Raw genomic sequence first — 609 nt, 5'->3', positions numbered from 1 at the left:
CCTGGCGCTGTTCGACGTCTGGATGCAGCAGGCCCGCGAAACCGAAAGCCCTCCGGTTGAAGCCAACGCCATGGCCCTGGCGACGGTGGACGAGCAGGGCCGGCCCCATTGCCGGGTGCTGCTGCTCAAGGGCTTCAGCTCAGACGGTTTTTCGTTCTTCGGCAACTATGAGAGTGGCAAGGGGCGCGACCTGGCGGCCAATCCCTGGGCGGCGATGACCTTCTTCTGGCCGGCCCTGGAGCGACAGGTGCGCATCGAAGGGCAGGTCCACAAACTCGATCCAGCGCTGTCGGACGCCTATTTTTATTCCCGGTCCGTCGCCAGCCGTCTTGGCGCCTGGGCTTCGCCACAAAGCCACCCCTTGGCTGACCGCGCTGCACTGGACGCCATGTTGATGCAAACCGAGCAGCGCTTCACCGATCAACCGGTGCCACGTCCCGAGCATTGGGGCGGTTACTGCCTGCGTCCCGAGCGGGTCGAATTCTGGCAGGGCCGCGCCGATCGTCTGCACGATCGTCTCGATTACCGCCTGCGCAATGGCGCCTGGCAGCGCAGCCGCCTGGCGCCCTGAATGAATGCCTTGTAGGAGCTGCTTTGTAGGAGCTGCCG

The 609-nt window shown here is 64.9% G+C and carries 1 protein-coding gene; it reads left to right on the top strand.

The window, feature by feature from the left end:
- Positions 1-571, top strand: a 571-nt coding sequence (gene pdxH / locus OC610_RS28550) for a pyridoxamine 5'-phosphate oxidase (protein ID WP_264433101.1), incomplete at its 5' end; no start/stop codon positions are given.
- Positions 572-609: the final 38 nt, after the last annotated feature.

The sequence above is a fragment of the Pseudomonas agronomica genome, assembly GCF_025917275.1.
GTDB classification, from domain to species: domain Bacteria; phylum Pseudomonadota; class Gammaproteobacteria; order Pseudomonadales; family Pseudomonadaceae; genus Aquipseudomonas; species Aquipseudomonas agronomica.
The sequence above is the reverse complement of the archived record's forward strand: the minus strand, read 5'-3'. Positions and strand labels throughout refer to the sequence as shown.